The sequence below is a fragment of the Pseudolysinimonas sp. genome, assembly GCF_049651805.1.
Lineage (GTDB): Bacteria > Actinomycetota > Actinomycetes > Actinomycetales > Microbacteriaceae > Pseudolysinimonas_A.
On record NZ_JBASCU010000059.1, the window covers coordinates 36,897 to 61,029 of the forward strand.

The window sequence follows — 24,133 nt, forward strand, 5'->3', positions numbered from 1 at the left end:
TCCTGTGCAAGCAACGGAAGGACACCACACGTGCTCACCATCACCGAAAACGCCGGACTCGTCGTCAGCGACATCGTTTCGCGCGCCGTGACGACCGACACCGGGGGTTTACGCATCGTCGAAGCTCCCGACGACCAGTTCGCCGTGACTGTGGCCGACGCCCCGACGGAAACGGAGGTCGTCACCGAACAGGCGGGTGCTCGGGTGTTCATGGATGCGCCGGTCGCCGCCGTTCTGGACGACAAGGTGCTCGACGCCCGCGTGGATGACGACGGCGCGGTGCAGTTCCTCATCGCCGTTCAGCCGAGCTGACCGGGCGCGCGGCGGGAGCGGGGACCTTCGGCCCTGCCTTCCGCCGCGCGGAGGGGCCAATCTGAGCGCATGACGGAACAACGTTTTGCCCGCCTCGGCCTTCTCGTCACGACGCTGGTTGTCGCGCTGACCGCGTTTGCCGGCGGGGCCGCCCTGATCGTCGGGTCGCTCGACGCCTCGCTCGCGACGGTGCTGAGCCCCGCGGCGGCGTACCTTGAGGGTTCGCCGTTCGACTCCTACCTGGTTCCGGGCATCATCCTGGCGGTGGTGCTCGGGGGTGTGCATCTCGCGACGTTCGTGCTCGTGTTTCGCCGACACGACCGTTGGATTCTCGCGGGCGCGGTCGCCGCCTTTGACGCCCTCATCTGGATCTTCGTGCAGATGGTATTCATCCCGTTCAGCTTTCTTCAGGCGTTCTACTTCGCTCTCGGGCTCGCTGAAGTCGGACTCGTGATGCTGGCGCTGGGCGTTCTGATTCCGGTCAAGCATCACCCGCTGCACCGGGTCTAGACGAGCTGCACTAAAAGGGTGGCGGGTCGGTGGTGCGGATGGCTCCGGTGGGGCTGGTCCAGGTGAGGATGCCGCCGGGGCCTTGTTCCACTTTCCAGAGCGATTCGGTCTTCACGGTGTGATGTCGCTCGGAAAGGTGAGCCAGGTTGGTTGCTGAGGTGGGGCCGCCTTGCGCCCACCCCTTCGTATGGTCGACGTCGCAGTAGCGGGCGGAGCGGCCGCAGCCGAAGAACCGGCAGGTGCCATCGCGTAGCGCGAGCCACCGTTTCAGATCAGCGGGCGGCCGATAGCTGGTGCGGTCGACGTCGAGGATCGTCGATGAGACCGGGTGGGTGAGGATGCGGTGAAACGACGGTGCGTGCTTGGTCAGCTTCCGGGCGGTGTCGGCATCGATCGGCCCGTACCCGTCCAGGGTCGCCGGCTCCTCGGAGAGACTGAGGAGGGTCATCATCGGAATCAGTACCCCGACGGTTGCGTGCGGTGCCGTGGCGGGGTCGAGGCGTCCGGTGAGGATGTCGGCGACGACATCCGCCCGCAGCTGATCCAGGGTGCGCGTCTCGCCGGGTTGTTCGGCCAGGTGCCGGGCCATGCTGTCGGCGCGTTGCCACGCCATCTCGGCATCCGGGGCGGTGACCTGCACGCCCAGCCACGCCATCCCATCCCGGTCGTTCTCGCGCCACATTCGACGACCCTTCGCCGCCTCCTGATGCCGCTCGGTGAGAGAGATCGGGTGCAGCCGCTCCCGCAGGGTGTGCATGCGGCCCTTGAACCGGGCCGGCGGCAGCACCGCCCACTCGATCGCTTTCGCGTCAAGAGCGGTGTCGGTGGCGGCGTTCTCGGGGAGAGAGTCGAGGGTCGCCGCGACACAGCGGGCGTTCGCTGCCGAGATCTCGCCCTCCCGGAAAGCGCCCCACACCTGCGGCGCCCGCTGCCGCAGCAGGTCAGCCTGGTGGGCCTGGGCGACGACAGTGCCCTCCGCCATCGACAGCCGCATCGCAATATCGGCGATCGCGGCATCCATCGCGATGCCCAGCTGCCGCTTCGTCGGCTCATCATCGAGCGCGACGTAGATCTCCGGATGCCGGCGAGCCTCATCCAAAACCCGAGCGATCGCCCCCATCTGCTCCGCCGCCGCCCGCGCCAACTGCGATCCAGCGAACTCCGCACGACCCAGATCGAAGTGGATCCGCGCGTCGGGAAGCGACTCATCCCACGGCCGCTCAGACACGTCGAAGACGTCGAAATCCTCGACATCCGGCGGGTAGCTGCTCATGGCTTCAGGCAATCGAGGACCACCGACATTGGCCGCCGGAAACGCCCCCGACAGCCGCGATCCGACCCAACCGTTACCGATTCGTTATCACGTGTCTCCCAGCGTGGCTCCAGGCGCGTCTGCCTATGGTCGTGCGGTGCCCGACACCCCCCGCCATGGCAGCCTCGCGACTCCCGGACCGATCCGTACGGTGCTCGTCGCCGTCGCAACCGCCCTCGCCGTCCTGCTCGTCAGCACCGTGTCGGTCGCCGCGATCGCCGCGTGGCAACTGTCGTCGAGTTTCCAGCCGGGTGTCGACATCCAAGGTGGCGAGGCGCCCCCTCAAGTCGGACCGATCGACGAGCCCGTCAACATCCTCATCGTCGGCAGCGACAGCGGCGAAGGCAACCCCGCCTACGGCGAGCGCGGCGAGAACCTCAACGACGTCACGATCCTGTTGCACCTCTCCCCCGTCAGCAACAGCGCGATCGCCGTGAGCTTCCAGCGCGACATGTTCGTGCCGATCAGCGGATGCGAGAACGGCAACCCGGGAACCCGCAAGATCAACGAGGCGCTCTACTACGGCGGGCTCGCCTGCGCAGTGACAACCGTCGAAGGTCTCACCGGGCTCGAGATCGGGTACGCCGCCAAAGTCGAATTCGACGGCGTCATCGCCCTCTCGAACGCTGTCGGCGGAGTCGAGGTTTGTGTCGCCGAGGCGATCCGTGACAGCCAGCTGAGCTTCGATCTGGAAGCCGGAATGCACACGCTCGAAGGCTGGGACGCCCTGCAGTTCCTGCGCAGCCGTTACGGCGTCGGCGACGGCTCCGACACGACCCGCGTCAGCAACCAGCAGCTCTTTCTGTCGTCGCTCATCCGCAAGGTCAAGTCGGGCGACACCCTCAGCAACCCGCTGACGGTGTACGCGATGGCGAAGGCGGTGGCGAGCAACATGCAGCTCAGTACTTCGCTCAGCTCACTGGACTCGATGGCCGCCATGGCGTTCGCGTTGAAAGACATCCCGCTCGCCAACATCGCGTTCGTGAGCTACCCCACCGGCGCGACGACAATGGGCGGCGTCGACGGCGTCGCCCCGCGGAAGGCCGAGGCGAAGATCCTGATGGACGCCATCGCGGCCGACGCGCAGATCGTCGTCACCGGCGACCCCGGAGGTGGTGCACAAGCGGGTGAGGATGTCGCGGAGACTCCGACGCCGGCGCCCAGTGGGTCGGCGTCACCATCGGAGACACCCGACGAGACGGCGGTCGTGGAACTGCCGCCATCGATCAACGGGCAGCCGGCGTCGGAGCAGACCTGCACGATCGGGAACAACTACTGAGCGTGACCTCAGCTCCGCGGTGCGCAGTCGGCGGTGTCGAGCCATCCTCCCGGGCCATGCAGACGCCTGAAATCAGTCGGCAGAGCACTCGCGTTCGGCGGCCTCCTCGTAGTCGGGAACGGGCCGCGCCCCGGCTTCCTCGGATGTTTCGGCAACCCCGTTGCGTTCGATGTCCTCGATAAGCCAGTTCATTTCGAAGATCTCCCGTCGCTGCGCCTCGCTGATTTCAACGGCCAGTTCGCACACGCGGACGTCCTCGATTTGGGCGCGCTCGGATCTGGTGATGGCGAGGGAGTGGTGAGGGATCATGGCGCGCATGAATGCGGTGTCGCCCACCGTGGCCTGACTGCGATCCAGGACGATTCCCCCTCCGATGAGCAAGAGGCTCCCCACGATGACCGCGATGTTCGCCTTGACGTTCTTGTACATGGTGAGCATCCATGCCAGCATGACGACGCCCATGGTGCCGCCCATCGTGATCGCCATGAACACGCGGCTCTGACTGAACCGCACATGGCCCCATTCCCATGAACCGACGAACATCACCCAGTACATGACGAACATCGCCGTCAGGATCATCGCCGCGAAGCGAAGGTACATCTTCTTCGGGCTATGGGACTGATCGTGGCCCTCCGCGGGCTTCCGATCGTCTTCCCTGGTATCCGGTCTCATCGCCATCCGACATTTTCCTTTCTTCTACCGGCGCTCGAGCGGGCACGGCGCGTTTACAGGCTCCCGAGAAGTTCGGCGCAGGCCTGCTCGCAACGCCGGCAGGATTCGGCGCAGACCCGGCAGTGCTCATGCATACCGGCGTGCCGCTCGCATTCGTCCGCGCAAGCGGCGCATGCCGTACGACAGGCTTCGAGAGTCGCGCGGGTGAGATTCGCGTCGTAGCCCGTGTGGCGTGAGAGAACCGTCGCCGTCGTCGTGCACAGATCTGAGCAGTCAAGGTTCGTGCGGATGCACTTGGTGAGTTCCGCCACCATGTCTTCGCTCAGACATGCGTCTGCGCACGCCGTACAAGCCTGGGCGCATTCGAGACACGCCGCGATGCATGCAGCCAGCTTCGCCTGGTCGATCCCGCCGAGATCTTTGGGGTAGGTCTTCAACATCTCTTCGACGACGCTCATCGCGTTCTCCTTCTCGGTCGCGTTCTCTTGACTCTTGAAAGCCACGGTAGGAAGCGCGAGACGGGAACCCCAGGGGTTGACAGGCTGTCGTCACCACAGCTAAGCCGCGGACAGCTGGACGGGCTTTGGACGGGACGTCGTCAGCGCAGCAGCCCGACCCGAGGGGCCGCGGCTCGGCCGGAGTCGCCTCTGTTGGGCCAGGTGTCCCTGCCGCGGATGCCGTCGCGGCGCATGTCCTGCGGGCGTCGGCGGTTGTCGCCGCCTTTGCCGCCAGGAGTACACGTGGGACATCGCGTAACTCGCCGGCCCGCTCAAGGAATCGACCGCGACCGCGACGCCACACTCGACACGCCCCGCGCCGCACACCCGAACGATTGGCCCGAGGCAAACGCGAACCATGCGCCGAGTCGCTACCTCAGACCAACGAAGTGCGACCTGACGCGCGTTCAGAATGCTTCGTGGAGTGTTCGCTCTTCTGGACCTTCCAGACTGACACCCAGAATCGCGCGGAATCATTGGTAGGGCGGACGGGACTTGAACCCGTGACCGACGGATTATGAGTCCGCTGCTCTAACCAGCTGAGCTACCGCCCCGCGCCGGCTTCGACCGCTTCGCGACCGGATCCGACTCGGTGACCGGGTCGGTCACCGCCTCACCACGGTACAGCGCCTCGAAGGTGTCGACGGTGGCTTGCAGGTCGTGTTTCGCGACGATGCGCTGCGACGCCTTCTTCATCGACGTGTACTCGTCGGGCGACGCGGTGAGCACCGAGGTGATGTGAGCCGCGAATTCGGCGATGTCACCGGGCTCGTAGAGGTAGCCGTTCTCGCCCGGGTGCACGAGGTGGGGCAGCGCCATCGCGTTCGCGGCGACGACGGGCAGCGCGGATGCCATCGCCTCCATCGCGGCGATGCACTGCAGTTCGGCACGGGACGGCATCGCGAAGACGGCGCCGTGAGTCAGGATGTCGCGCAGTTGCTCGTCGGGGATCTTGCCGTGGAAGATCATGCGGTCGGTGATCTTCAGGTCGCGGGCGAGACGTTCCAGGCGGTGCAGGTCTTCGCCGTGCCCGACGATGTCGAGCTTCGCGTCGAGCGAGGGGTCGAGCAGCGCGAACGCCTGCAGCAACTCGTGGATGCTCTTCTCTTCGTCGAGGCGGCCCACGAAGACGACGCGGTTTTCGCTGCGCGGCTCGAAGCTGGGCACGTAGTTGGACGTGTCGATGCCGTTCGAGATCGAGTGCACGTCACGCAGCCCGGTCATCTTCTCGAAGTACTCGCTCGATCGCTTCGTCGGCGTCGTGACGACATCGGCGAGAGCGTAGACATCCGCTGCCGCCTTCCACTGCGACGTGATCAGCCAGCGCAACGCCGGCCCGGGCAGGATGGTGACGTGCTGGGCGATGTTCTCGGCCATCGTGTGGTTGGTGCCGATGAGACGGATGCCGGCCGCCTTCGCGGCGTGGGCGAGACCGGTGCCGATGATGATGTGCGACTGAAAGTGCACGACATCCGGCCGGTACTGGGCGATGAGGCGACGGCCGTTCGCTTTGATGCGCCACGGCAGCGCGAATCGTACCCAGGGATGCGGCAGCCAGCGCCAGCTGGTGAGGCGATGCACCATGAACTCGACGCCGTCGTGGGTTTCGAGTCCCGACCGCCCCGGCCCGTCAGGCGACGGCGCCACCATGTGCACCTCGTGGCCGCGCTTCTGCAACTCGACCGCGAGCCGTTTGGCGAAGGAGGCGGAGCCGTTGATATCGGGGGCGAAGGTGTCCCCGCCGAGCATTATCCGCACTCGCACGAGGCTACCGCAGGGCTGCGGCTATCGACGCATTGCCGCTAGCGATGCGTCTGCGGATGGTGCTTCGCGAGTTGGTACACGCCGTAGACGGCGACGGATGCCGCGAGCGCCCACACGGGGATCACCCAAAGCGGTGCGCCCGCGGCCTCACCGAGCACCGCGATGCCGATCGCCACGGCGAGAAGCGGATCGACGACGGTCAGCCCCGCGATCACCAGGTCGGGCGAGCCGAGCGAGTACGCGGTCTGCACGAAGTACGCGCCGAGCGCCGCAGCGATGACCAGCGCCACGACGCAGGCGATGGTAAGCCATTCGAACTCGCCGCCGACGATTCCGGCCATCAGGTTTCCGACGCGGTTGATGACGACCTTGGCGAGGGTGGCGACGAAGCCGTAGAGCACCCCGGCGGCGACGATGTAGAAGAGGGCCCCGATCTTCTTTCGGGCGAACCCGAAGGTGAGAGCGAGCAGCAGGATGACCCCGCCGAGGATGCTCAACACGATCACGAGTTGGGTTTCGCCGATGACCTGCTCTTCGGCGACGAACGTCGCGACCGTGACGAAGAGGGCGATGCCGCCGACGCACAGGGCGACGGCGCGCAACACCGGACCGGCGAGTTTGGTCTTGGTGACCCGGGCGTTGACGATCGTCGTGATCACGAGAGCGACGGCGCCGATCGGCTGCACGACGATGAGCGGCGCGAACGTGAGACTCGCCAACTGAAACAGGATCGCCAGCCCCAACAGCACCGTGCCGATGACCCACGACGGCCGGGCCAGAAGGCGCATCAGCTGCCGGACACTCAATCCGGCTTTGTTGCCCGACCCGTGGCGTTCTTCGACAACCTCAACCCCGCGGTGCTGGAACAACGCCCCGAGCGACAGGAAGACCGCACCGACCAGAGCGATGAGGATGCCGACGACGGGGATGTTGCCGATGATGCTCTGGGCATCAACGTCGCCGATCTCAATCACCCCAGAAATCTAGCGGTCCTCGGCTGGATATCCTGGCCGAATGGCCGTTCGACCCATTCGCATCACGGGCGATCCCGCGCTGCATTCACCCGCGTCCCCCGTACCGTCCATCGACGATTCGATCCGCGAACTCGTTCGCGACATGGAGGAGACGATGGCGGCGGCGCCGGGGGTCGGCCTCGCGGCACCGCAGGTGGGGGTCGCGCTGCGAGTCTTCGTCTGGTCGTGGGTCGATGACGAGGGCGTACGCCACCAGGGCACGGCGATCAACCCCGAACTGCTGATGGCACCGCTGCCGCTCGGTGAACTCGACGAGGATGAGGAGTCGGAGGGCTGCCTCTCGATTCCCGGTGAGCGATTCCCGCTGCGCCGCTCCCCCGAGGCCCTCCTCGCCGCGACCGACCTCGACGGCAAACCCTTCGAGGTGCGTGCGGCCGGGTGGCTCGCCCGCATCTTCCAACACGAGTACGACCACCTCGACGGCGTGCTCTACGCCGACCGGCTGGCGCATCCGCACGACAAAGGCGTCGCCAAGGCGATCCGCAAGAAGAGCTGGGGAACGCCCGGGCAGTCGTGGATGCCGGGTGTCGACCATCCGGAAGGGTGAGCATGCCGTTTCCTCCGGTCGAACCGCACACTACAGGGCGCCTGACGACGGGTGACGGCGCCGAGCTGTACTGGGAGGAGTCCGGCTCCCGCGATGCACCCGCGCTCGTTTGGCTGCACGGCGGGCCGGGGACGGGCCTCGGTCGCGGTGGGTATCGCCGCCAGCCCGATCCGGCGAAGTGGCGCATCATCGGCCTCGACCAACGCGGATGCGGCCGCAGCACCCCGCTCGTCGACGCGCCGGGCCCGGCCCTCGACGCCCTGACCACCCCGAGGATGATCGCCGACTTGGAGGAGCTGCGCGCGCACCTCGGCGTCTCGGCCTGGCTGGTGGCGGGCGGCTCGTGGGGCTCGACGCTCGCGCTGGCCTACGCCGAAGCACATCCCGAGCGGGTCACTGCTCTCGTATTGGCGGCCGTCACCACCACCAGCCGAACCGAGGTCGAGTGGATCACCGAATCGGTCGGCCGCGTCTTCCCGCGCGAGTGGGAGCGGTTCGCCGAGGCGTCGACGCGCCGACCGGGCGAACGGGTTATCGACGCCTACGACCGGCTGTTGCGCGACTCCGACCCCGCCGTGCGCGCGGAGGCGGCTCGCGCCTGGTGCGAGTGGGAAGACGTGCACGTCTCGCTGACTCCCGGCTGGGCGCCCAACCCCGACTTCGCCGATCCCGGCTTCCGGGCTCGATTCGCTACCCAGGTGGTTAACGTCTGGTCGCGATCCGCCTTCTTGGGCGACCACGGCATCCTCGACCGGCTCGATCGCATCGCCCACCTGCCAGCCGTGCTCATCCACGGGCGACTCGACGTGAGCGGACCACTGGCGCCCGCGTGGGAGCTGCACGGTCGGTTGCCGCTCAGCCGGCTGGTCGTCGTCGAAGACGAAGGTCACGGCGGCCCGACGATGGGCGACGAGATCGGTCGCGCCTACGCGTCGTTCGGGTCCTAAGTCAGTTGGTCGCGCGCGTGCGCGGCCTCGCGGATGACGTCGAACAGCGCCTCCGGCTCGGCATCCTTGTAGAGCACCGCGTACGCGCCCGCCTGCGCCGCCGCCGCCACGTGCTGGTCGAGATCGACGCCGGTGACGAGGATGATGCGGGGAGCCGGGCCGAGAGCGAGCACCTGGTCGTCACCCAGGATGCGTGCGGTGGCGACCAGCCCGTTCACGCGTGGCATCTGGATGTCCATCAGCACGACATCCGCCCGCTCTTTGCGCAACTGGGCGAGCGCCTGAGCGCCGTCGCCGGCCTGCCCGACGATCTGAAGATCCGGTTGCGAGCCGAACAGCAGCGCCCAGCCTTCCCGCTGCCACGGCGAGTCGTCGACGAGCAGCAGCCGCACCGCCGCGCCAGTGCTCATTCGGTGCCTAGCTTGACGCCCTCGATGCCGTTGTGGGCCCGCAGGGCGGGGAATACCGCGGTGACCGTGAAGCCGACCCCCGGAGTGACAATCGTGTTCAACACGCCGCCGTAGAGTTCGGCGCGCTCGCGCATCTCGGTCATGCCGCGGCCGGTCGGCGACTGGGTGAGCGCGGCGAGGTCGTCGTCTTGCGTCATCACGCGATCGCGCGCCACCTCGTCGGGGTCGAGCCCCTCCCTCCGCGCGGCGGCCCGCGCCCCGTCATCGGAGACCATGATCTCGAGGGTGTCGCTCCAGGTGAACGAGACGAGCACCGCGGTGCCCTCCCCGCCGTGGGCGAGGACATTCTCGAGCGCCTCCTGCAGAATGCGATAGATCGCCAGTTCGGCGCCCTGCTTCAGGCGAATCGGGTCTCCCGTCTCGCGGAACTCGACCTCGAGGCCGGCATCCCGCATGACCTTGAACAGGTCGCGCAGTGTCGCGAGCCGCGGCTGGGGGCCGGCTGCGGCCTCCCCCTCGCGGGCGAGCGCCATGACCCGGCGCAGGTCGGCGAGGGTGGCACGGGCGGTGTCGGCGATGACGGCGGCGCTACGGGCGGCGACCGCAGGATCTTGGGATGCCGCATACCGGGCGCCGTCAGCGTGGCTGATGAGCACCGAGATCGAGTGCACGACCAGCTCGTGAAGCTCGCGCACGATGCGCAGCCGGCTGGTCTGCTCGGCGAGGGTCAGCTCGAGGTCGAGTCGCTCGCGGTCGGCCGTCGCCCGGTCGAACTCGTTGCGGATCGCGGCACGGCGGGCGCGGCGCCAGAGCACGAACAGCGCGACACAGGCGACGACCAGCCCGCCCGCGATCGCGGCGAGTGCGACGGTGATCGCGTCCACTGATGCCTCCTGATCCGCCGACGAGGTCTGGGCCACGGTGCCCCCGACCGGTCAGCTTATCCCGGTCGGGGGCACCGCTTGCGCTACTTCCCCGGCGGAACGGGGCCGCTGGAGCGCAGAACCTCCAGGCGGGCGCGGTATTCCTTCTCGTCGATGTCGCCGTTCGCGTAACGCTGGGCGAGCACCGACTCCGCGCTTCCGGCGGCCTGCGCGGCGTGCCAGGCGTGCGGGCCGTAGCCGTACGCGCCGTAGCCGTGGGGGCCGTGGTGGCGCCAGCGGCGGCGGCCGAAGATCGCGAACAGGGCGACGATCAACAGGATCCAGAACAACGGGATCAGGAAGAACCAGAATCCGCCGCCATGCCACGGGTGGAAGGCGACTGCGCTCGATGCGAGAGCGGTGAACACGAGTGACTCCGTTTCTGTCGGCCCCGGGGTGGGATCCGACATTCCGACTCTGCTCGCACGGCGCTTCTGGCGAATCTGCCGGCGGGAGTCTCTCGACTACTCCCTCAGGATGAAACGAGGCCTCAGGACGAACCCGCCCTGACCAGACCCGTCTCGTAAGCGATGACGACGAGCTGCACGCGGTCGCGGGCGAGCAGCTTCGACATGATCCGCGACACGTGGGTCTTCGCCGTGAGCGGGCTGAGGAACAGGCGCCCGCCGATCTCCTCGTTGGTGAGCCCGAGGCCGACGAGGCCGAGCACCTCGCGTTCGCGGTCGGTGAGGGGCTCGAGCGGCCGGGTGTCGGGGGCATCGTTGAGGGTGCCGGCGACCCGCTCGAGCAGCCGCTTCGTGACACTCGGGCTGAGCAGCGCATCCCCGCCGGCGACGACCCGCACCGCGCGGATCAGCTCGACCGGCTCGGTGTCTTTCACGAGAAACCCGCTCGCGCCCGCCCGGATCGCCTGCGCGACGTACTCGTCGAGTTCGAACGTCGTCACGACGACGACGTGGGTTCCGGCGAGAGCCGGGTCGGCGACGATCTGCTCGGTCGCCCACAGTCCGTCGCCGTCGGGCATCCGGATATCCATCAGCACGACATCCGGCTTCGCACGCTTCACGAGCGCCACTGCCTCGCGGCCCGTCGCGGCCTCCCCCACCACCTCGAGGTCGGGTTCGGCCGCCAACAGGCTGCTGAAGCCCGCCCGGATGAGTTGCTGGTCGTCGGCGAGAGCGACGCGGATGCTGCGGCCGGTCACGTGGCGCTCCCTTCCATGGGGATCGTGGCAGAGACCCGGAAGCCGGCGCCGTCTGCGGGGCCTGCCGTCAGGTGGCCCCCGAGCAGCTCGGCCCGTTCCCGCATCCCGAGCAGCCCTCTACCGCCCGTCTCGCTTGCCGCGGGGGCGCCGGTGCCGTCGTCGACGACCTCGATGCGGTACCCGCCGTCCTCGGCCCAGAGCCGCACCGTCGCGTGGCGGGCGGCGGAGTGGCGGGTGACGTTGGTGAGTGACTCCTGCGCGATGCGGAAGAGGGCCAGTTGCACCGACTTCGGGGCGTCGACGATCGTGTTGTCGAGGGTGACGTCGACCCCGCGGATCGCGTCGACGAGGGCCGGAAGGCGGTCGAGCGTCGGTTCGGGCACGAGCGGGGCATCCGTAGTTCCCTCCGACCGCAGCGCGCCGAGCACCGAGCGCACCTCGTCGAGAGCCGCCTTGCTGGTCTCCTTGATGCTCGCCAGCGCCTCCGCCGCCTTGTCGGGTTGGCGGTCCATCAGGTGGAGCCCGACCCCGGCTTGCACGTTGATCTGACTCAGCGAATGGGCGAGCACGTCGTGCAACTCGCGGGCGATGCGCACGCGCTCCGCCTGCACCTCGCTCTGCTCGCGCTCCCCCGCCAGCCGCCAGTACTCCGCAGCCCGTTCGCGACGACCCCTGATGCCTTCGCCGATGCCGAACACGATGAGGATGCCGAGCGTCGTCGCCGCGATCCGCCCGGGGGTCCACTCCTCGCGGCCCAGGGCGATGGCGGCTCCGACGGTGGCGATCCAGGCGGCGCCGACCGATACCCAAGCCCACACCCGGGCGCCGCGCACGATCGCGGAGATGATCGCGAAAGCGAGGGCGACGTAGGGCGGGCCGCCGTGCGGGTTGACGAACAGGTCGAGCGCTGCGGCGAGCGACACCACCGCGACGACCGGGCCCGGGAAGCGTCGGGCGGCGATGAGGGCGAGCGGCCCGACTGCGGCCAGGGCGAGGAGGCCGACGGCTTCACGGGGCGGGAAGTCACCGACGCGGAGCGTCCAGACGGCGGCGAGGATCTGCGGGACGAAGGATGCGATGACCGGCACCCACAGGGTGACCCACTTCGGGGCGTGCCAGTCCGGCGGCGGCGGACCGTGCCATCCGTGCGCGCCGTGCCACCCGGGATGCCGCATGCCCCGATGGTACGGGTGGGGATGCCTGCGCCGCGTCCTCCCGCGGGAGTAGTTGCGAGCCCTACCATCGGGTCATGCACGAAGGAGTCTGCCCGTCCTGCGCGGGCACCGAGATCTACGCGGCACGCAACGGGGTCGACTTCGGCGAGTACGGCGCCGTCGGGCTGCGACCCCATCTCGAGCTCGGGTTCCGGGGCGCCGCAGCCCTGCACCAGAGTCACCAGGTCTGGTCGTACGTCTGTGCGGCGTGCGGCCTCTTCGAGTTCCGGCTGCACGAGCCCGCGGGGATGGAGTTCGTCAAACAGAACTGGGTGCGGGTCCCCGGCGGAAGTTCGGTCGAGTGACCGTGTTCGGCCGACGGGCACAGCGCGTCCCGCGTTCGGTGGATGCCGACCTCGACGCGCTCATCCGCGAGCACGGGTGGGCCGTGCGTCACGTGTCCGGGTCGACTCACGAGGGACCCTTCTCGTACACCGTCGGGCTCACTGCCTTCGGCCTGCCCGAGATCGTCACGACTGGGATGCCCTTTGAGTCTTCGCATCAGTTCCTCAACCTTGTCGCCCAGGAGATGCGGGACGGCTACGCCCTCAGTCATGGCACGCGCTCGACTCGGTTTACCGACTCCGGCGATGTCTCGTTCATACGTGTGGAGGACGCTCGCGGTTTGACTGCTGTGCGCGGGCGTTATGGCGAGGTCGTAGCTCTGCAGATGCTCTGGCCCGACTCGACCGGTGCGTACCCCTGGGATGTCGGGTACCGCAATCCACCGGACGCGCAGCCTTTGCTCGGCCAACTTCCCGACACGTTCACCCTGGTGTGAACCCCGACACGACGAAGGCCCGGGACCATGCGGTCTCCGGGCCGAACTGGCTCCCCGGCTTGGACTCGAACCAAGAACCTATCGGTTAACAGCCGATTGCTCTGCCAATTGAGCTACCGAGGATTAGCTGCGTGAACAGCCGGTCCAGCGTAGCAAACCTGAACCCGTGCTCTTGCCCACCGCATCCCCTAGTCAGCCCGAGGCTGTCGCTCCGCGATGACCACTCGCGGCAGTCCCGGCGTGTCGGCGGCGTGTCGTGCGGATGGTCATCCGAGAACGACACGTGCGGGCCCGCCGCGGTCACCGGACGGTGGCTGCGAGGGCCTCCACGTAGGGGTGCAGAGGGTTGTCGAGCACATGGTCGACCTGGCCGAAGCCGACGAACATGCCCTCGTGCATGACGGCGATCTGCTCGGTCATGGTGCGCAGTTCGCGCAGGTCGTGCCCGATGACCAGGGCCGAGAAGGCGCGCTCGCGCTGCAGGTCGGAGATGACGGTGAGGATGCGCCCACGCACCAGCACATCGACGCCCATCGTCGGGTCGTCGGCGACGAGGAGGTTGGGTTCCAGGATGAGGGCGCGGGCGAGGGCGATGCGCTGCCGCTGGCCGCGCGAGAGTTCGTGCGGCATCTTCGCCATCACGGCGAGGGGCAGACGCACGGCATCCACCAGTTGCGCCACCAGCGCACCCGCCAGTTTGCGGTCGTACTTCTCATCGCGCTGGTAGATCGGGGCGGCGACGTTCTCGCCGACCGTCAGGTGAGGCTCGAGCGTGTTGCCACCGTCTTGCGGCAGGTAGCCGACCTTGCCGACGAGTTTGTCGCGACGGCGGGGCGACAGGTCGCGGATCTCACGACCGAGCACCTGGAGGTGACCGCCGACGATGTGGGGGGCGGCGCGCTCTCCCGGAACCGACTGTGCGGCGACCGCGCGCGCCAGCGTGCTCTTGCCCGACCCGGCCTCGCCGACGACCCCGAGGATGCCGTCCAACGGGATCTCGAACGAGACACCGCTCACCGCAGGTCGATCGTCGCCATACCCCAGGGTCAGGTCGTCTGCCCGAACCGCGACCTCACTCACGCTGCCACGCTACCGGGCCGCGACGCGTCATCGCCGCAGGCGGCTGAGGTCGAGCGCGAGAGCGTCGTCGAGACCGAACCCGGAGATGGTTCCCCGCACGAAGACCACCCGCACGCCCTGGGTGATCGGAATCGCCGGGAGCGCCTCCGCGATCGCCGCCTGCGTCTCGAGCCACGTCGCGGCACGCACCGCGGGGTCGGCCTCTGTCGTGCTGCGGTCGAGAAGCGCGTCGACGCCGGAGGAGCTGAAGCCCGGCGCCAGCAGACCAGCCGAGCGGAACGGTTCGAGATACTCGCGCGGATCGCCGGTCCCCGGCAGCAGACTCGTGAACATCGACTGCACCTCTCCCGCGACCAGAGCGGCGCCGAGCTCGTCGGAGTCGGTCTCGATGACCGTGACGCTGAACAGACCGCTGTCGTCGAGCTGCTCGGCCAGGCCGGCGACCTCGGCGCTGCCCGGTTCGCCCACCTGGTCGAGGGCCACGTGGATGCTGAGCTCGACCGGAGTGGCAATCTGTTGCGCGGCGAGAACTGCGGCGGCCTGCTCGAGGTCCGGCCCGCCTTCGCCGTCGCCATGCACAGCTGTGAAGACGTCGGCCGACCCGGGAACACCGTCGGGGATGTAGCCGAACGCCGGGTTCACCCAGTTGGCGCCGATCGAGTCGGCGAGTGCCTGGCGGTCGACGATCTCGCTGATCGCAACGCGCACCGCTGCCGCCTGGTCGGCGTTGGGCGTCTCGGTACGCGACCCGAACGGCATGTAGCCGAGATCGAAGGCGAGCATCCGCACCCGCCCCGATGCCGCCCGCGCCATGTCGACTTCGTCGTCATCGGCGAGCGCTTCGACGGTGTCGACGGCGAGGCGCCCGGTGAGCACGTCGATCGACGCTTCGCTGAGCTGACGCGTGAGGTCGGTGCTGCCGCCGACGCGCAGCTCGAGGGCTGTGGCTGCCAGCGGCGCCCCTCCGAATCCGGCGAACGGGATCAGGTCGACCCGGTCGCCACTTCGGGCCTCCAACGCGTACGGCCCGGCGAAGGGCTGAGCCTCGACGATGTCGTCGTCGGAGGTGAGCTCATCGGCGAAGAACGTCTCTTCGTCGAGCACCAGGCCCGCGGGTCCGGCGAGCACGAACGGGAAACCGGTGTCGAGCGGCACCCCGAGGCGGAACTTGATCGTCGTGTCGTCGACGATCTCGATGCTGTCGAGGTTGGCGAGGCGCCGCCACGCTCCGTCTTCCGACCGCAGCGCGAGCTGCCGCTCGAGACTGAACTTCACATCGGACGCCGTGAGGGCGTTGCCGTTCGCGAACTCGAGCCCGGGCTTGAGCACCACGGTGTACAAGCCCTCTTCGGTCCACTCGGCCCACTCGGCGATCTCGGGCACCGGATCCGGCTGCTCCGCCTCGACGACGAGCAACGACGGATAAATCTGCGTGAGGAACGCGAACGAGCCGAAGGAGTCGCTCGCGGCCGGATCGAGCGGCGGGAACTCACCGCTCCAACCGACCCGGATCGGGCTGGATGCCGCTCCGCCGGTCGCGCAAGCACTCAGGACCGCGACGACGGCGAGGGCGGTCGCGACGGCGACGACGCGTCGCGGCAGGCTCCGGCTCATCGGTGCTGACTCCTCGGGTGGGTGTCCGCACACTGGAGTCGTGCGGACCTACCAGTCATAACACAGTCATCCTGCGCGCAACTTGCGTCGCTCGGTCTCGAGGGCCGCGATCTCGACCTGGATGCGACGGGCGCGGTCGGCGTCTCCTTCGGCGGCGGCGCGTTGCGACGCCCCCTGGAGGTCGGCCTTGCGGCGGGAGAGATCGACGGCGACCAGATCGGCGACCTGCGCCCGCGCGTAGTTGTCGAGGTTCGCCTCACGCGTCTCCGGGATGGGGGCGACCCCGAGCTGCGCGATCAGCCCGGCGAACCGCGCGGGAACCGCCTCGGCCACCTTCGCGATCCAGTCGGGCCGATCCCACGCCTCGATCGCCGTCGCCACCCCGTCGCGCACGACGTCGAGGATGGAATTGCGCATCCGCACCGCCACGGCACGTTCGATCAGGTCGCGGCCGATCGCCTGCGGGCGCTGGAGGATGACGAGAAGGGCGTCGCGCTCCATGCGCGTCTCGACGTCCGTGGGCAGATCGAGTAGACGCACGTCGGGCGGGGCGCGCTCGGCGTCGGGTTCGGCCACCGGAGCGGATGTCGTGGGGCGAGCCGCCTTCGCGGAGCGCACCATGCGACCTACCTCGGCAGGGTCCATGCCGAGCCACCCCGCCAGGTTGCGCACGTAGCCATCGCTCAGCGAGCGATCGCGGATACCGGCGACCACCGGCGCGGCGGCACGCAGCGCGCCGACCCGGCCTTCGACGGTCTCGAGGTCGTAGCGGGCGAGCACGCGCCGGATCATGAACTCGAACATCGGCTTGCGGTCGGCGATGAGTCTGCGCACCGCCTCGTCGCCACGCTGCGTGCGCAAGTCGCTCGGGTCGAGGTTGTCGGGCGCGACCGCGACGAAGGTCTGTGCGGCGAAGCGCTGCTCCTCTTGAAACGCGCGGCTCGCGGCCTTCTGCCCGGCCTCGTCGGGGTCGAACGTGAACACCACCTCGCCCGTTCCGGCGGTGTCGGAGTTGTCGACATCGCCGAGGACCCGGCGGATCACCTTGATGTGGTCGACCCCGAAACTCGTGCCGCAGGTCGCGACGGCGGTGGTGACGCCCGCGAGGTGGCAGGCCATGACATCCGTGTAGCCCTCGACGACGACGACCTGCTTGCCCTTCGCGATGTCTCGGCGGGCGAGGTCGAGCCCGTAGAGCACCTGACTCTTGTGATACACCGCCGTCTCGGGAGTGTTGAGGTACTTCGGGCCCTTGTCTTCGTCGTCGCCGAGCACTTTCCGGGCGCCGAACCCGACGGTCTGCCCGGTGACGTCGCGGATGGGCCAGATCAGCCGCCCGCGGAAGCGGTCGTACGCGTTGCCGCGATCGCCAGTGCTCAACAGTCCGGAGGCGGTGAGCTCCTCGGGCGTGAACCCCTGTTTCTTGAGCGCGTCTCCGAGCGCGTTGAACGACTTCGGAGCGAACCCGATGCCGAAGTGCTGCGCCGCGGCCGCATCGAAGCCGCGAGCTCCGAGGAAGTCACGGCCGATCTGCGCCGCCGGGGTGGCCAGTTGCGTCTGGAAGAACTTCTCGGCGGCGGCGTTGGCGGCGAGCAACCGGGCGCGGTTGCCATGATCACTGGCCTGCCCGCCGTCTTCGTAGTGCAGTTCGTAGCCCAGGCGACCCGCGAGCCGCTCGACCGCTTCGGCGAACGTGACGTGATCCATCTTCTGCAGGAACGAGAAGACGTCGCCGCCTTCGTTGCAGCCGAAGCAGTGGTAGAGCCCCACCTGCGGTCGCACGTGGAAGCTCGGGCTGCGCTCCTCGTGGAACGGGCACAGGCCCTTCAACGAACCGACGCCCGCGCTCTTCAACGTGACGAAGTCACCGACGATGTCGGCGATGTTGGTGCGCGACCTGACTTCGTCGATGTCGCTTCGACGAATCAGCCCGGGCATGCAGCGATCCTATGTTTCGGCGGCAAGGAGCGCCCGGATGCGGCCGACATCTGCGGAGATCGCTGCGGCGAGGGAGTCGAGCCCGTCGAACTTGACCATGGGGCGGATGTACTCGACGAAGTCGAGTTCGATCGCCTTGCCGTAGGCGTCGACCGACGCGTCGAGCAGGTGCGCTTCGGTGCGCCGGGCCGGGATGCCGTCGAACGTGGGGTTGTTGCCGATCGAGACGGCGGCTCCGTAGCGGACGCCGTCGATCCAGGCCCAAGCGGCGTAGACCCCGTCGGCGGGCAGGAACCCCTCGATCGCGGGATCGAGGTTGGCGGTGGGAAAGCCGATCTCCCGGCCGATCGCATCCCCGGGGATGACGGTCGAGCGCACGCGCGGGTAGCGACCGAGAAGGGTCGCGGCCGACCGGACATCACCCGCCGAGAGGTGCTGGCGGATCTGCGTCGACGACACCCGGGTGCCGCCGATGCGCACGTCGTCGAGGAGCGCCACTTCGAAGCCGAACATCTGCCCGTGTTCGCGCAGGGCCTCGATTCGACCTTCGCCGCGGTAGCCGTAGCGGAAGTCGGAGCCCACCAGCACCAGTCGGGTGTCGAGCGCGTCGTGAAGGATCCGCTCGGCGAAGGCGAGGGGCGGCAGCTCGCTCAACTCGCGGTTGAACTCCAGCACCAGGGCGGCCACCACCTCGGAATCGGCGAGCAGCTCGGCCCGTTGGGCATTGGAGACGAGGGCGTCGGGGCAGTCGTCGGGCCGGAGCAGCGCGAACGGGTGCCGGTCGAACGTGACCACCACGGGTTGCAGTCCACTGTCGGTGGCGAGCGATCGGAGCTGCGCGAGCACGCTGCGGTGGCCCAGGTGCACGCCGTCGAACTTGCCGATCGTGACGGCGCTCGGCCCGAAATCCGCCGGCACCTCGTCGATGCCGCCCCAGAGTTGCATCAGGAGGCGCTCTCAGCGGCGACGCGGGGTGCTCGCCGGAGGTAGAGGAGGCCGATGATCGGCAGCGCCAACGGCACGCCCAGGTATCCGGCACCGAAGACGCTCCACACGGTCGCCGCCCGGCCGAACGGGTCGATGCTCTCCAGGCCCAGCACGCCGGGCGCGACGACGCTCAGGGTGCCGACCACGAGCACGCCGAGGAGTTCGAACGCGATCGTCGCCCAGGCGATCGCCGTCCACCGCCGCGCAAGCGCCAACGTGGCGAGGATGTAGACGACGGCGGCGACAGCAGACAGCGTGAACGCGATCGGGGCCTCATCGAAGCGGTCGATGATCTGGAAGACGCTGCGCCCCGTCGCCGCGATCGCGAGCACGGCGTAGACGGCGACGAGGATGCGACCCGGGCCGGCCAGCTTTGAGGATTCGAGACGACGGGTGGACATCCTTTTCAGGATAGGGCCCGCGGGTCGGGCCAGCTGGACGCTCAGGCGAGCTGCACGGTCCAGATCTGGTTCATGCGATAGACCATCACGGCGATCGCGAGCGCCGCGACCCCGAGCACGACAGTGCTCCACCGCGTGCGGTCGGTCAGCGCCCAGGCGATCGCGGCGGGTGGCATCAGGCAGGCGGCGACGAGATACACCCAGAACTCGGCGAGGTTGCCGGTCGGCTGGTTACCGGTCGCCGGGGCGATGAGCGCGATCACGACCTGTGCGAGCAACAGCGCCTCGACCACCACGACGGCGAGGATGCTGACGTCAGACGGCTTGCGGCCGACCAGTCCGAGCACGACGCAGAGCACGCCTGCGAGTGTCGAGCCGGCGATGAGGACGATCGTGAATGCGTCGATCATGCGGGTTCCTCCGAGTTCGGGAAATTGGTGAGCACGCGAGAGACGCCGTCGCGCACGGAGATGAGGCCGATGAGGCGGCCGTCGGGACCGATCGCGGCAACAGTGGGAGCGTCGGTGACCGCGACCGGGATGCGTTTGCCCTGGGCGAGCGCGAGCGCCGCCTCGGCATCCATCGTCGCCGTCGGGAACAATCCCCCCGCGATCTCGGCGGGCGGGATGAGAGCCGTTGCGAGGTCGCCCTCGGGGTCGGCGGCGTCGGAGATGTCGAACGGGCCGATGCGCGTGCGGCGCAGGGCGGTGAGGTGGCCTGCGACGCCGAGTGCGGCGCCGAGGTCGCGCGCGAGGGCCCGCACGTACGTCCCCGACGAGACGGCGACCCGCACGTCGAGGTCGAGCAGCGTGCCCGAGGACCGTGAAGCGATCACCTCGAACGCCGACACCGTCACGGTGCGGGGCTTCAATTCGACGACTTCACCGGCTCGGGCCCGGTCGTAGGCGCGCCGCCCGTCGACCTTGATGGCACTGAAAGTGCTCGGCACCTGGGCGATCTCTCCGGTCAGCGTCGCGACCTCGGCGGCGATGGCGGCATCCGTCACGCCGCTCGCGTCGTGTTCGGTCACGACCTCGCCTTCCGCGTCGTCGGTCGTCGTCGACTGTCCGAGTCGGATCGTGGCGGTGTACTCCTTGTCGAGTCCGACGAGGTAGGTGAGCAGGCGCGTGGAACTGCCGACGCCGAGGATCATGAGGCCGGTCGCCATCGGGTCGAGGGTACCCGCGTGGCCGACCTTGCGGGTGGCGAGCGTGCGCCGGGTGCGCCCCACCAGGTCGTGGCTGGTGGGTCCCTGCGGCTTGTCGAGCAGCAGGATGCCGGTGGGGCCGCTCAAATGCGCTCCGCCCGGGACATCCGCACGAGCACCTCAGCCTTGGTCGGCGCGACGCACTCGATCAGATCGCGAACGTCGGGGTCGTCGAAGTCGTCGGCCATGCGCAGACCGATGAGGGTGTTGAGCAGCATCCCGGATGCCAGGAATGTGTTGGCATCGGTCGCGCTGAAGCCGGCTTCGTGGCGCAAAAGGCGGTACACCTCGAGGAAGCCCCGACGGGCGGCGCGACCGATCTCGGGATCCGAGCCGAGCACGAACGCGTGCATGAGGCTCAACAACAGGCCCCGGTCGGTGAGCAGTTCGCTGTAGGCGGCTCCCAAGCGCTGGTACATCTCCTGCGGCGGCGAATCGGGGTTCTCGGCGACGGCTCCCCTGAAGGCGCCGACCAGTCGTCGCAGGGCACGCTCCAGCACCGCGAGAAAGAGCGCCTCTTTCGTGCCGAACATGCGCACCACATACGGCTGGCTGACCTTCGCGGCCCGCGCCACGGCATCCGTCGTCGTACCGACGTACCCGCGTTCGCCGAACACCGTCGTCGCCGCGGTCAGAACGAGTTCACGCCGATCCTCGGCACGCATCCGCGGCGCCGGGTCGGTTCGGCGGTCTGTCGGTTCGGGCTCGGGCGTCACGCTTGACAGGGTATCAACTGATTACTAGCGTGCTGGTAATCATTCGATTACTTGTGAAAGGTCCCCGAATGTCCGCCACCTCCCCCGCCCGCCGCGTCCCGTTCGGGCTCGCCCTCGCCGCAACCGGCATCCCGATGTTCATGGCGATGCTCGACAACCTCGTCATGACCAACGCGCTGCCCGTGATCCACGACGAGCTCGGCGCCACCGTCGAAGAGCTGCAGTGGTTCGTCAACGCGTACACCCTCGTCTTCGCGAGCTTCATCCTGTTCGCCGTCGCCCTCGGCGACCGAATCGGGCGGCGCACGATCTTCCTCGCCGGCATCGTCGTGTTCACCACGGCCTCGGTGCTGGCCGCGCTCAGCACCGACCCGACGCAGCTCATCCTGGCCCGCGCCCTGCAGGGCCTCGGCGGCGCGGGCATCATGCCGCTCTCACTCACGCTGTTGGCCAGCTCGGTGCAGAAGCGGCTGCGCCCGCTCGCCATCGGCGTCTGGGGCGGCATCGCCGGCCTCGGCGTCGCGACCGGACCGCTGATCGGCGGCGCCGTCGTCGAAGGGTGGAACTGGCAGGCCATCTTCTGGATCAACGTGCCCGTCGGCATCCTCGTTCTGCCGCTCGTGCTCTTCGCCCTGCCCAACGCCCTCGGTGCGCGGCTGCGCCTCGACGTTCCGGGCGTGCTGCTCGCCGGACTCGGTGTGCTGGGGCTCGTCTACGGAATCGTGCGTGGCAACGATGCGGGCTGGGACTCGTTCGAAGTCATCGGCGCGCTCGCCGCCGGGGCTCTCCTGCTCGCCGCATTCATCGTCTGGGAGAGCCGTACCCCTGCGCCACTGCTGCCCCTGCGGCTCTTCCGCGACCGCAGCTTCAGCATCGCCAACATCGTCGGGTTCGGCTTCTCGTTCGGCATGTTCGGCGCGATCTTCCTCCTCATCCAGTTCCTGCAGGTCGTGCAGGGCTCGACGCCGCTCGAGGCGGCCATCCAGACGACGCCGTGGACGATGGCCCCGATGGTCGTCGCCCCCCTCGCCGGCTTCATCGCGCCACGGGTCGGCACCCGGGCGCTCATCGTCGTCGGCCTGCTCTTCCAGGGCGTCGCGCTCACCTGGCTCACCCTGACGATGGCGGTCGACGTGACCTATCAGACGTTGCTGCCCGCGTTCATCGCGGCGGGCATCGGCATGGGCCTGGTGTTTGCGCCCGTTTCGACCGCCGTGCTCGCCCACACCCACGAGGACGACTCCGCGAAGGCCAGCGGCACGAACTCGACCGTGCGCGAGATCGGCGTCGCCCTGGGCATCGCGGTGCTCACGGCCGTCTTCACCGGCGCCGGCGGGGCGCTCACCCCCGTCGACTACGTGGATGCCGCTGTGCCCGCGGTCGGCGTCGGTGCGGCGGTGGTTCTCGCGACCGCGATCGTCGCGCTCTTCCTGCCCGCCGGGCGGTCGAACCGGCACGCCGAGGCGGATGCCAGCGAGCCCGAGCAGGAGTTCGTTCTCTCCTAGGCTCGACGCATGCACGTCGCCGTGATCGGGGCGGGGGCGGTGGGCGGTCTGCTCGCCGCCCTCCTCGATCGCGCCGGGCACGACGTCGCGGTGACCGCGCGGGGTGAGCACCTCGCCGCGATCCGCCGCGGCGGCATCGTGCTCGACGGGGGCTACGGCTCGCATGTGGCGCGGGTCTCCGCTTCTGAAACCCTCGCCGCCGAGACCCTCGCCACACGACCTAATCTCGCGATCCTCGCAACGAAGGGGCAGGATGCCGGCACCGCCCTGCGCGCGAACGCTGCGCTTCTCGACGGGGTGCCGCTGCTGGTGGTGCAGAACGGGCTCGGCGGCATCCGGGTCGCCGCTGAGGTGCTGCCCGGCTCTGCGTTGGTCGGCGGGCTCGCGCTCTTCGCGACCTCGTACCTCTCCCCCGGTCACATCACGGTGACGGCCGCCCTTCCGATCGTTCTCGGGGGCGCTGCCGGAACCGACGCTTCGGTCGTCGAGCGCTTCGCGGAGCTGTTGCGCGGCGTGATGCCGGTCGAAACCGTCGAGAATCTCGAGGGCGCCCAGTGGACGAAACTGCTCATCAACCACGTCAACGCGCTCCCCGCGATCACCGGGCTCTCGGTGCAACAGACGGTCGCGGATGCGCGGCTGCTGCGGGTGCTCGCCGCGTCGCTGCGGGAGACGGTGCGCATCGCCAACCGGCTCGGCATCCGCTTCGCCGGGCTGCAGGGCATCCCGGGCTGGGTGCTGCCGTGGCTCGGTCGTGGGCCTATCGCGCTTGCCGCACTGCTCCCCCGACTGCTCGCGAGAAGGATGGGCAAGGTGCCGAATCCGGCGTCCACGCTGCAGAGCATTCGACGCGGGCAGCTCACCGAGATCGACTTCCTCAACGGCGCCGTCGTGCGCGTCGCGCGCGAGCACGGATTCGACGCGCCGATCAACGCCGCACTCGTGCGGCTCGTGCACGAGGTGGAACGAACGGGCACGTTCTTGATGCCCGAAGAGGTCGCGGCCCGCGTCCCCGTGCGCTGACGCGATCAGCCGTCGGTGGCGGGACGACGCTCGGGGTGCAGGGCGACGAACAGCGAGACCGGCCGCGCACCCTCGCCCGGGTCGCGCTTGCGGAACCGTTCGATCACGGCGGTGATCTCGGCGCCGAGCTCGGCCTCCGTCTGTTCGTCGAGCAGAAACCCCATGCGCCAGGTGTCGATGTCCTCGACCGGCACGCCCTCGATGTCATCGAGGAACGCGCGCGTGAGCACGGCCGCGATGCCGGGCACCTCGGCGCGCCACGAGAGCCCGGTGGCGCGGTACGGCACCTCGCGTG

27 protein-coding genes, 2 tRNA genes and 1 pseudogene are annotated in these 24,133 nt (G+C 68.8%); 9 read left to right on the top strand and 21 right to left on the bottom strand.

Going from position 1 to position 24,133, the window contains the following annotated elements:
- Positions 1-30 precede the first annotated feature (30 nt).
- Together WBL06_RS14535 and WBL06_RS14540 are read left to right on the top strand one after the other, a co-directional pair.
- A complete protein-coding gene (locus WBL06_RS14535; RefSeq protein WP_424457248.1) occupies positions 31-312 on the top strand; it encodes a Fe-S cluster assembly protein HesB in 282 nt (93 codons plus the stop codon).
- Positions 313-381: 69 nt separating this feature from the next.
- On the top strand, positions 382-822 hold the full coding sequence (locus WBL06_RS14540; RefSeq protein WP_424457250.1) for a hypothetical protein: 441 nt from the start codon (positions 382-384) through the stop codon (positions 820-822).
- A 10-nt stretch (positions 823-832) separates the two neighbouring features.
- Here WBL06_RS14540 and WBL06_RS14545 read toward each other — a convergent pair whose 3' ends face one another.
- Complete coding sequence (locus tag WBL06_RS14545; protein ID WP_424457252.1) at positions 833-2,095, bottom strand: DUF222 domain-containing protein; 1,263 nt, start codon at positions 2,093-2,095, stop codon at positions 833-835.
- Between the two features lie 136 nt (positions 2,096-2,231).
- Here WBL06_RS14545 and WBL06_RS14550 point away from each other — a divergent pair, with 136 nt between their 5' ends.
- Complete coding sequence (locus WBL06_RS14550) at positions 2,232-3,413, top strand: LCP family protein (protein ID WP_424457254.1); 1,182 nt, start codon at positions 2,232-2,234, stop codon at positions 3,411-3,413.
- A 72-nt stretch (positions 3,414-3,485) separates the two neighbouring features.
- On the opposite strand, the gene WBL06_RS14555 is transcribed toward WBL06_RS14550, so the two are convergent.
- The 5 genes from WBL06_RS14555 to WBL06_RS14575 form a co-directional block, all read right to left on the bottom strand.
- Entirely contained in the window at positions 3,486-4,013 is a 528-nt protein-coding gene (locus tag WBL06_RS14555) for a DUF305 domain-containing protein (protein ID WP_424457256.1), read from the bottom strand.
- A 125-nt stretch (positions 4,014-4,138) separates the two neighbouring features.
- Positions 4,139-4,543: a four-helix bundle copper-binding protein gene (locus tag WBL06_RS14560; RefSeq protein ID WP_424457257.1), complete on the bottom strand. Its 405-nt coding sequence runs from the start codon at positions 4,541-4,543 to the stop codon at positions 4,139-4,141.
- Between the two features lie 516 nt (positions 4,544-5,059).
- Positions 5,060-5,136 (bottom strand) — tRNA-Ile (locus tag WBL06_RS14565).
- A complete protein-coding gene (locus WBL06_RS14570; RefSeq protein ID WP_424457295.1) occupies positions 5,114-6,331 on the bottom strand; it encodes a glycosyltransferase in 1,218 nt (405 codons plus the stop codon). Before WBL06_RS14570 ends, WBL06_RS14565 begins: the two co-directional genes overlap by 23 nt.
- Before the next feature lie 53 nt (positions 6,332-6,384).
- The gene (locus tag WBL06_RS14575; RefSeq protein ID WP_424457259.1) at positions 6,385-7,320 is read right to left on the bottom strand and encodes a DMT family transporter; all 936 of its coding nucleotides are present in this window, start codon (positions 7,318-7,320) and stop codon (positions 6,385-6,387) included.
- A 40-nt stretch (positions 7,321-7,360) separates the two neighbouring features.
- On the opposite strand from WBL06_RS14575, the gene def reads away from it, so the two are divergent.
- Complete coding sequence (def, locus tag WBL06_RS14580) at positions 7,361-7,927, top strand: peptide deformylase (protein WP_424457261.1); 567 nt, start codon at positions 7,361-7,363, stop codon at positions 7,925-7,927.
- 2 nt (positions 7,928-7,929) lie between these two features.
- Positions 7,930-8,874, top strand: coding sequence for an alpha/beta fold hydrolase (locus tag WBL06_RS14585; RefSeq protein WP_424457263.1), 945 nt, complete (start codon positions 7,930-7,932; stop codon positions 8,872-8,874).
- On the opposite strand, the gene WBL06_RS14590 is transcribed toward WBL06_RS14585, so the two are convergent.
- The 5 genes from WBL06_RS14590 to WBL06_RS14610 form a co-directional block, all read right to left on the bottom strand.
- The gene (locus tag WBL06_RS14590; protein WP_424457265.1) at positions 8,871-9,284 is read right to left on the bottom strand and encodes a response regulator; all 414 of its coding nucleotides are present in this window, start codon (positions 9,282-9,284) and stop codon (positions 8,871-8,873) included. The genes WBL06_RS14585 and WBL06_RS14590 overlap by 4 nt on opposite strands.
- The gene (locus WBL06_RS14595) at positions 9,281-10,168 is read right to left on the bottom strand and encodes a sensor histidine kinase (protein WP_424457267.1); all 888 of its coding nucleotides are present in this window, start codon (positions 10,166-10,168) and stop codon (positions 9,281-9,283) included. Before WBL06_RS14595 ends, WBL06_RS14590 begins: the two co-directional genes overlap by 4 nt.
- A gap of 83 nt (positions 10,169-10,251) precedes the next feature.
- Positions 10,252-10,617 carry an SHOCT domain-containing protein gene (locus WBL06_RS14600; RefSeq protein WP_424457268.1) on the bottom strand — a complete coding sequence of 122 codons (366 nt, stop codon included), beginning with the start codon at positions 10,615-10,617 and terminating at the stop codon, positions 10,252-10,254.
- Positions 10,618-10,697: 80 nt separating this feature from the next.
- Positions 10,698-11,372 (bottom strand): response regulator, encoded by a 675-nt coding sequence (locus WBL06_RS14605; RefSeq protein ID WP_424457270.1) that lies wholly within the window; start codon positions 11,370-11,372, stop codon positions 10,698-10,700.
- Entirely contained in the window at positions 11,369-12,547 is a 1,179-nt protein-coding gene (locus WBL06_RS14610) for a sensor histidine kinase (RefSeq protein WP_424457272.1), read from the bottom strand. Before WBL06_RS14610 ends, WBL06_RS14605 begins: the two co-directional genes overlap by 4 nt.
- 74 nt (positions 12,548-12,621) lie before the next feature.
- Here WBL06_RS14610 and WBL06_RS14615 point away from each other — a divergent pair, with 74 nt between their 5' ends.
- Together WBL06_RS14615 and WBL06_RS14620 are read left to right on the top strand one after the other, a co-directional pair.
- Entirely contained in the window at positions 12,622-12,891 is a 270-nt protein-coding gene (locus WBL06_RS14615; protein ID WP_424457274.1) for a hypothetical protein, read from the top strand.
- Entirely contained in the window at positions 12,888-13,367 is a 480-nt protein-coding gene (locus tag WBL06_RS14620) for a DUF4262 domain-containing protein (protein WP_424457275.1), read from the top strand. The genes WBL06_RS14615 and WBL06_RS14620 overlap by 4 nt, the downstream gene beginning before the upstream one ends.
- A 47-nt stretch (positions 13,368-13,414) precedes the next feature.
- Here the strand turns inward: WBL06_RS14620 and WBL06_RS14625 are convergent.
- The 9 genes from WBL06_RS14625 to WBL06_RS14665 form a co-directional block, all read right to left on the bottom strand.
- Positions 13,415-13,490, bottom strand: a tRNA-Asn gene (locus WBL06_RS14625).
- 177 nt (positions 13,491-13,667) lie between these two features.
- Complete coding sequence (locus WBL06_RS14630; RefSeq protein WP_424457277.1) at positions 13,668-14,447, bottom strand: ATP-binding cassette domain-containing protein; 780 nt, start codon at positions 14,445-14,447, stop codon at positions 13,668-13,670.
- A 27-nt stretch (positions 14,448-14,474) separates the two neighbouring features.
- Positions 14,475-16,061: an ABC transporter substrate-binding protein gene (locus WBL06_RS14635; protein ID WP_424457279.1), complete on the bottom strand. Its 1,587-nt coding sequence runs from the start codon at positions 16,059-16,061 to the stop codon at positions 14,475-14,477.
- Positions 16,062-16,127: 66 nt separating this feature from the next.
- Positions 16,128-17,999 (bottom strand): DNA primase, encoded by a 1,872-nt coding sequence (dnaG, locus tag WBL06_RS14640; RefSeq protein WP_424457281.1) that lies wholly within the window; start codon positions 17,997-17,999, stop codon positions 16,128-16,130.
- Positions 18,000-18,008: 9 nt separating this feature from the next.
- The gene (locus WBL06_RS14645; RefSeq protein WP_424457283.1) at positions 18,009-18,944 is read right to left on the bottom strand and encodes a bifunctional riboflavin kinase/FAD synthetase; all 936 of its coding nucleotides are present in this window, start codon (positions 18,942-18,944) and stop codon (positions 18,009-18,011) included.
- Positions 18,944-19,387, bottom strand: a complete 444-nt coding sequence (locus WBL06_RS14650; protein WP_424457285.1) for a hypothetical protein — start codon at positions 19,385-19,387, stop codon at positions 18,944-18,946. The genes WBL06_RS14645 and WBL06_RS14650 overlap by 1 nt, the downstream gene beginning before the upstream one ends.
- Before the next feature lie 41 nt (positions 19,388-19,428).
- Positions 19,429-19,797 (bottom strand): hypothetical protein, encoded by a 369-nt coding sequence (locus WBL06_RS14655; RefSeq protein WP_424457286.1) that lies wholly within the window; start codon positions 19,795-19,797, stop codon positions 19,429-19,431.
- Positions 19,794-20,681 carry a tRNA pseudouridine(55) synthase TruB gene (truB, locus tag WBL06_RS14660; protein WP_424457288.1) on the bottom strand — a complete coding sequence of 296 codons (888 nt, stop codon included), beginning with the start codon at positions 20,679-20,681 and terminating at the stop codon, positions 19,794-19,796. Before truB ends, WBL06_RS14655 begins: the two co-directional genes overlap by 4 nt.
- Positions 20,678-21,310, bottom strand: coding sequence for a TetR/AcrR family transcriptional regulator (locus WBL06_RS14665; RefSeq protein ID WP_424457290.1), 633 nt, complete (start codon positions 21,308-21,310; stop codon positions 20,678-20,680). The genes truB and WBL06_RS14665 overlap by 4 nt, the downstream gene beginning before the upstream one ends.
- 68 nt (positions 21,311-21,378) lie before the next feature.
- On the opposite strand from WBL06_RS14665, the gene WBL06_RS14670 reads away from it, so the two are divergent.
- On the top strand, positions 21,379-22,815 hold the full coding sequence (locus WBL06_RS14670) for an MFS transporter (RefSeq protein ID WP_424457292.1): 1,437 nt from the start codon (positions 21,379-21,381) through the stop codon (positions 22,813-22,815).
- Positions 22,816-22,824: 9 nt separating this feature from the next.
- The gene (locus WBL06_RS14675; protein ID WP_424457294.1) at positions 22,825-23,838 is read left to right on the top strand and encodes a ketopantoate reductase family protein; all 1,014 of its coding nucleotides are present in this window, start codon (positions 22,825-22,827) and stop codon (positions 23,836-23,838) included.
- Positions 23,839-23,843: 5 nt separating this feature from the next.
- Here WBL06_RS14675 and WBL06_RS14680 read toward each other — a convergent pair.
- Positions 23,844-24,133: pseudogene (locus WBL06_RS14680) on the bottom strand (ArsR family transcriptional regulator); the annotation flags it as partial.